Origin of the sequence: Segeticoccus rhizosphaerae (assembly GCF_009192725.1) — a bacterium.
GTDB lineage: Bacteria > Actinomycetota > Actinomycetes > Actinomycetales > Dermatophilaceae > Segeticoccus > Segeticoccus rhizosphaerae.
On sequence record NZ_VOHR01000220.1, the window covers coordinates 1 to 6,392 of the forward strand.

General features: G+C 71.2%; 8 protein-coding genes. 5 read left to right on the forward strand and 3 right to left on the reverse strand.

Annotated elements, in window-relative coordinates; all coding sequences use genetic code 11:
* The 3 genes from FRW57_RS15380 to FRW57_RS15390 form a co-directional block, all read right to left on the reverse strand.
* A partial coding sequence (locus FRW57_RS15380) for an anti-sigma factor family protein (protein WP_162529376.1) occupies positions 1-294 on the reverse strand: 294 nt, incomplete at its 3' end.
* The gene (locus FRW57_RS15385) at positions 291-788 is read right to left on the reverse strand and encodes a sigma-70 family RNA polymerase sigma factor (protein WP_238999450.1); all 498 of its coding nucleotides are present in this window, start codon (positions 786-788) and stop codon (positions 291-293) included. The genes FRW57_RS15385 and FRW57_RS15380, both read right to left, overlap by 4 nt.
* Positions 789-968: 180 nt before the next feature.
* A complete protein-coding gene (locus tag FRW57_RS15390; RefSeq protein WP_203230350.1) occupies positions 969-1,403 on the reverse strand; it encodes a MarR family winged helix-turn-helix transcriptional regulator in 435 nt (144 codons plus the stop codon).
* 137 nt (positions 1,404-1,540) lie between these two features.
* Between FRW57_RS15390 and FRW57_RS15395 the strand changes: the two genes are divergently transcribed.
* The 5 genes from FRW57_RS15395 to FRW57_RS15415 all read left to right on the forward strand — a co-directional run bounded on the left by FRW57_RS15395 (position 1,541) and on the right by FRW57_RS15415 (position 6,248).
* Positions 1,541-3,139 (forward strand): glycoside hydrolase family 10-like protein, encoded by a 1,599-nt coding sequence (locus FRW57_RS15395; RefSeq protein WP_152186407.1) that lies wholly within the window; start codon positions 1,541-1,543, stop codon positions 3,137-3,139.
* A gap of 52 nt (positions 3,140-3,191) precedes the next feature.
* Positions 3,192-4,592: a serine hydrolase domain-containing protein gene (locus FRW57_RS15400; protein ID WP_152186408.1), complete on the forward strand. Its 1,401-nt coding sequence runs from the start codon at positions 3,192-3,194 to the stop codon at positions 4,590-4,592.
* 4 nt (positions 4,593-4,596) lie between these two features.
* Positions 4,597-5,310, forward strand: coding sequence for a peptide-methionine (S)-S-oxide reductase MsrA (gene msrA / locus FRW57_RS15405; RefSeq protein ID WP_152186409.1), 714 nt, complete (start codon positions 4,597-4,599; stop codon positions 5,308-5,310).
* A 269-nt stretch (positions 5,311-5,579) separates the two neighbouring features.
* Positions 5,580-5,777, forward strand: a complete 198-nt coding sequence (locus FRW57_RS15410; RefSeq protein ID WP_152186410.1) for a hypothetical protein — start codon at positions 5,580-5,582, stop codon at positions 5,775-5,777.
* Positions 5,778-5,831: 54 nt separating this feature from the next.
* Positions 5,832-6,248, forward strand: a complete 417-nt coding sequence (locus FRW57_RS15415; RefSeq protein ID WP_238384456.1) for an MmcQ/YjbR family DNA-binding protein — start codon at positions 5,832-5,834, stop codon at positions 6,246-6,248.
* Positions 6,249-6,392 lie beyond the last annotated feature (144 nt).

The following is a 6,392-nucleotide window of genomic DNA, read 5'->3' on the forward strand; positions in this document are numbered from 1 at the left end:
GGCGACGGCTGCGACCGCGCCGATCGTCCAGCTGCGACGAGTGCGCCGCCGCCGGACCTCGCGCACCAGCCGGGGCAGCAACGTCTCGGGCACCGGACCGGGCCAGCCGAGCTCGCCCTCCGCCAGGTCCCGCGGCACGGAGGCGAGCAGGCCCGGCATCCCCGCGATCTGGCGCACTGCTCGTGCACACTCCCGGCAGGTCGCGAGGTGCTCCTCGAAGGCGCGCCGCTCGGCAGGCGAGAGCGCACCGAGGACGTACGCGGCGTCATACTCACGCACCTCGTCGTGGTTCACGGACCCTCTCCCATCTCCTCGAGCACCAGGCGCAGGGCGCGCAGCGCATAGTGCGACCGTGACTTGACCGTGCCCTCCGGGATGTCGAGGGCACGGGCGGCCTCAGCCACGGACCTGCCGCGGTAGTAGCACTCCACGAGCACCGCACGGTGCTCGAGGGACAGCCGCGACAGCGCCTCGGCCACGAGCCAGGACTGCAGCCGCCGGTCGACGTCGTCCCCGGCGCCGTTGCCGTCCGGCCCCTCCGGCAGGTCGCCGGTGAGCACCTCGACCCTCGAACGACGCGAGCGCCACTCGTCGATGACCAGGTTGCGGGCGACCGTGCACAGCCACGCCCTCGCCGAGCGCTCCGACTGGTCGAGCACCTGCGGATGTCGCCAGGCACGCAGCAGCGTCTCCTGCACGATGTCCTCAGCGCGGGCCCGGTCGCCGCCGGTCAGGCGCAGGCTGTAGCCCCAGAGCGCGGCCGCGTGCTGGGCGTGCAGCGTCTGCATCAGCTCGACCTGGCTGTCCGTGGGCACCACCTCCTGCAGGTGACACGGACGAGGCGTCGTCGCGGTTCAGTCCAGTTGTAGCGTAGGCGCCCTTGGCGTGGCCCGGAGCGGGACGCGCGCGGACGCGACGTGTACCCCGCTTCCCGCGACGATCCGCGACGCTGATCCGCTCGGCGGCGGTCAGTCCACCAGCGCCTCGAGGGCGGGCAGGGCCTGGAGCAGCGAAGCACGCTGGTCTGGGGTCAGGGAAGCCATCCGGCCGCCGAGCGCCTGCATCCGGGCAGCGCGACCGGCCTCGACCAGGGCACGTCCGCTCTCCGTCGGCTCGATCAGGAAGGCGCGGCCGTCCTCCGGGTCCGGTTGCCGGCGCACGTGTCCCATCCGCTCGAGGGCCGAGATGATGCGGCTCATCGAGGCGGCACTGACTCCCTCGGCCTCGGCGAGCACCCCGAGCCGCAGCGGCTCGCCACTGCTCATCGTGGCGAGCGCGCTGAGGGCACCGTGACCCACCGGCGCGTCCCGGGCGTCGCGGCGCAGGGCCCGGTTGATCCGGCCCAGCGTGAGGTAGAGCCGAGTCACGGCCTCCGGCGTGCTGGGCTGCTGGTCGTCGGCCACGGCGGGGCCTCCCTGGGGATCTGGCCGCCGGTCCGGCGGCATCCGGTGCCTGTGCCGAACGTATCGCGAGGCGGCCGGGCGGCAGATCGGCACCACGCAAGGCCCCATGAGCGCGACCACGGTGGTAATAAAGTGACATGGATCACCTCAAACGCCGTAACTTTCTGACCGCAGCCGCCGGAGTCGCCGCCCTGGCCACGCTCACGACCGTGGACGCGCCGGCCGCGTTGGCTGCCACCGCGCCCCACCAGAGCTGTGAACCCGACCCGTCCACACCCAAGCACCAGCTCCGCGGCATGTGGATCGCCACCGTGGTCAACATCGACTGGCCCAGCAAGCCCGGGCTCAGCGCCGACGAGCAGAAGCGCGAGCTCGTGAGCCTCTACGACACCGCCGTCGAGCGGGGTTACAACACCGTCGTCCTGCAGGTGCGACCGACCGCCGACGCCTTCTGGCCCTCGGAGCACGAGCCGTGGTCGAAGTACCTCACCGGCACCCAGGGCAAGGACCCCGGCTACGACCCGCTGGGCTTCGCGATCGAGGAGGCGCACGCACGCGACCTGCGGATCCACGGCTGGTTCAACCCGCACCGCGTCAGCATGGACACCGACCTGGACGCCCTCGTGCCGGACCACCCGGCTCGCCTGCACCCGGACTGGGTCGTGGCCTACGGCCCCAAGCTCTACTACAACCCCGGCATCCCCGCCGTCACCGAGTTCAACATCGCCGCCATCATGGACGCGGTCACGCGCTACGACCTGGACGGCGTCCACTTCGACGACTACTTCTACCCCTACCCCGTCGGGACGCAGGAGTTCCCCGACGACGACACCTACGCCACCTACGGCGCCGACTTCGACGACAAGGCCGAGTGGCGTCGCGACAACATCAACCGGCTGGTCAAGGGCCTGGTCGCGGCGATCCACGAGGCCAAGCCGCACGTGCAGTTCGGCGTCAGCCCCTTCGCCGTGTGGCGCAACATCGCGACCGACCCGCTCGGTTCCGACACCACAGCGGGCGCCGAGTGCTACGACGACCTGTACGCCGACACCCGCCGCTGGCTGCGCGAGGAGTGGATCGACTACCTGTGCCCGCAGATCTACTGGGCGGAGGGATTCGCGCCCGCCGACTACGACGTGCTGGTGGACTGGTGGGCCCGCCAGGTCCGCGAGTCCGGCTCGCACACGCGCCTCTACATCGGCCAGGCGACCTACAAGATCGGCACCTCCACACAGTCTCCGGAGTGGATCGACGACCCGCAGGAGATGTCCAACCACCTGACCAAGAACCAGGAGTACCCCGAGGTCAGCGGCGACATCTTCTACAACGCGTCGTCCGTGGTGGCCGACCTGCTCGGCGCCACCTCGCTGGTCACCGCCCAGCACTACCAGCGCCCGGCGCTCCAGCCGACCATGCTGTGGCTCGACTCGCGCGCCCCGGCGCCGGTGGTCAGCCTGCACGCCGTGGGAGACGGCAACCCGGTCACGCTGTCATGGCGGTCGTTCGGGCGGCCCGCCAGCACGTTCGCGATCTACCGGTTCGACGGGTCCAGCGAGCCCCGGGACTGCGACTTCGTCGACGCGCGGCACCTGGTCGCGACCGTGGCGGCCGGCACGCCCTCCGGCGGGACCCGGTGGACCGACCAGACGGCGACGCCCGGGGAGCGCTACACCTACGTGGTCACCGCCGTCGACGAGCTGGGCAACGAGAGCCGGCGCCGGGCCACCCGGGTGTGACAAGTCCTCACCGAGCCGTGGCAGCAGTCGTCCGGGCAGTTACCCTCCGCCCATGACGTGCGAGCAACCGTTTGGCTTCGACGTCCTGGAGCGGATGCGCGAGTATGCCGTGCCGGGCGTGTCGGTCGCGCTGCTCACCGGCGGGCGGATCACCGGCCAGTGGTGCTTCGGCACCCGCCGGGCCGGCTCCGACGGGCCAGCGGCCGAGGTCGTCCCGACCACGCGCTTCCAGGCCTGCTCGATCAGCAAGCCGGTGACCGTCTTCGGTGCGCTCCGCCTCGTGCAGGACGGCGAGCTCGACCTCGACGCCGACGTCAACGAACGGCTCCGGTCGTGGTCGGTGCCGGCCAACGGCGCCTGGCGACCGCGGGTCACGCTGCGCCGGATCGCCAGCCACAGCGCCGGGCTGACCACCTCGGGCTTCCCCGGCTATCCCAACGGCGCGGCCCTGCCCACCATCGCGCAGGTCCTGGCAGGGGTCGCGCCGGCCAACTCTCCCGGCGTGCGGGCCGACCTGGTCCCCGGCTTGCAGTTCCGCTACTCGGGCGGCGGGATCACGGTGCTCCAGCTGATGCTCGAGGAGGCGTCGGGTGCGCCCGTCGACGAGCTGCTCGACCGGCTGGTGCTCTCCCCGCTCGGCATGCGGCACAGCACGTTTGCCCAGCCGCTGCCACCCGAGCTGCACGAGCAGGCGGCGTCCGGCCACCACGGCGACGGGTCGGTCGTGGCGGGCGAGTGGCACGTCTACCCCGAGCAGTGCGCCGCCGGCCTGTGGACCACGCCGGCCGACCTGCTCCGCTTCGCCATGGGCGTCCGGGCGGCGGACGGGGGCGAGCCTGACGCCGTCGTCCGCCCCGACCTGGTGGCGCAGATGCTGACCCGACAGGTCCCGACGTCGGAGTCCTACACCCGGATCGGCGGGCTGGATTCCATGGGACTCGGCCTGTTCCTGCGCGCCGACGCCGACGGTCGGGGCAGCTGGTTTGGCCACCTGGGCGGCAACGAGGGCTTCAACTGCCACCTCCTGGTGCACCGGGACACCGGTGACGGGGCCGCCATCATGACCAACAGCGACGAGTGCGGCGTCAACCTCATCGTCGACCTCCTCGGGGGCCTGGCGGCGCGGCACGACTGGCCTGATCTGGTCCTCGACCCGATCGACCCGCCGCTGCGGAGCGGGCTCGAACCCTTCGTCGGGAGCTTCGCCCTGCCCTCCGGGGCACGGATGGGGATCGAGCGTCGCGGCGAAGAGCTGCACGTCACGATCGCCGACCAGCCACCCCTGACGTTCTTCGCCACATCCGCAACCGAGCTGTTCTGCCAGGCCGTCGACGCCCGGCTGAGCCGCTCGGACGACGGGGTCGTGACCCTGCACCAGGGCGACGAGGAGTGGCCCTGCCGTGAGGGAGCGGTGACCAGCACGAAGGGGCCGCAGCCACCCGGCATACCCTGATCTCATGGCACTCTTCCGCAGCACCCCGAAGACCGTCACGCGAGAGCAGGCCCTCGCCGGCCGTGCCGAGCCGCTACCCGGGGTCCCGGCAACCCACGAGGTGCTGGGCACTCCGATGCAGGGGCCGTGGCCCGACGGGACACAGGTGCTCCACGTCGCCATGGGGTGCTTCTGGGGAACCGAGCGGATCTTCTGGCGCATCCCCGGAGTCGTGACGACCGCCGCCGGCTACCAGGGTGGCTTCACCCCCAACCCGACGTATGAGGAGGTGTGCACCGGGCGCACCGGCCACGCCGAGGCCGTGCTGGTCGCCTACGACCAGCGTGCCGTGACTCCCGAGGAGCTGCTGAAGGCGTTCTGGGAGAACCACGACTCGACCACACCGAATCAGCAGGGCAACGACCTCGGCACGCAGTACCGCTCGGCGATCTACTGGACCACGCCGGAGCAGGAGCAGGCGGCGCTCGCGACGCGCGACGTGTTCCAGCAGGTGCTGCACGAGCACGGCCACGGCCAGATCACCACCGAGATCCGGCCGGTCTCAGGCGAATCCGGCGCCGGGCCCTTCTACTACGCCGAGGGCTACCACCAGCAGTACCTGTACAAGAATCCCAACGGTTACTGCAACCACGGCCCCAACGGTATGACGTGCCCGGTCGGCATCGTGCGCCAGGACCAGCTCCCCAGCCAGGAGTCGGTCCTGCGTCACACCGACTGACCACCGGTGTCCCCGGCCGGTCTCGACCGGCCCTCGATCTCGAGCAGCGCCGTGAGGTAGTCGGCAGCGCCGTCCCTGAGCAGCGCCCTGCGCCGGGGGCCTGCGGCGACCGTGCCGTGAAGCCCACGGGTCGTGGGCGGTGGAACGGAGAATCCCACCCGTCGGGAATTAATCGGAGGCTCCCTCCGTTACAGCTGACAGTCCCACCCACTCGGCCAGGCGCCGCTGGACACAGCAGGCCTTCGGTCACCCGAACAGAGGGAGTGAACATGTCACGCTCGTCCCAGGTCGTCACGGCCACCACCCGCAATCTGCTGATGCACCAACGCCGACACTCCCTCGACGCGCGAGACGGAAGGGCCGACTCGGCCTCGAGCACTCCGCGCCGGATGGTCAGGGCCGCCACAGCACACAGGACGATCAACGCCGCGCCCGCGCCCCGGATGCAGGAGTGCGTGCCGGCATAGCCTCCAGGAGTGTGCCGACCTGGTCGGTGCCAGCAGCCGCGGTACTGTGAGCCGGTGCAGGACGCCGAGCGCCGAGCAACAGCGCAGGACATCCACGACACCGCGGCGGCGATGCCACACGTCACCGTCGACGAGGGTCCGCTGGGCAACGCGGCATACCAGGTCGGTGGCAAGTCCTTCGTCTTCTTCCGCAATCCGCGCCCCGACGCAGTGGATCCCAGTACCGGCGAACGCTACGACGACGTCATCGTGCTCTGGGTCGAGTCCCCCGCCGACAAGGAGGCCTTGGTGCAGGATCGGGAGTCGCCGTTCTTCACCACTCCCCACTTCGAAGGACACCGCTCGGTCCTGGTCCGGGCCAGCGAGCTGCACCGGGTGAGCCGCGAGGAGATCGTCGAGATCGTGCAGGACGCCTGGCTCGCTCGTGCGTCGAAGCGACGTGGCGCAGCCTGGCTTGCCGATCACCGCTGACGACGACGCCGTGGTCCCCCGCAGGGCAGCCCTCCTTGCCGGCGGCTGTGGCAGGGGTCAGCTGCGTCGCAGCAGCCGTCGCCACACCGAGGCCTGGCACCTGATCGCGGCGGCCTCCGCCTGCTGCGCGATCCGCGCCGCCTC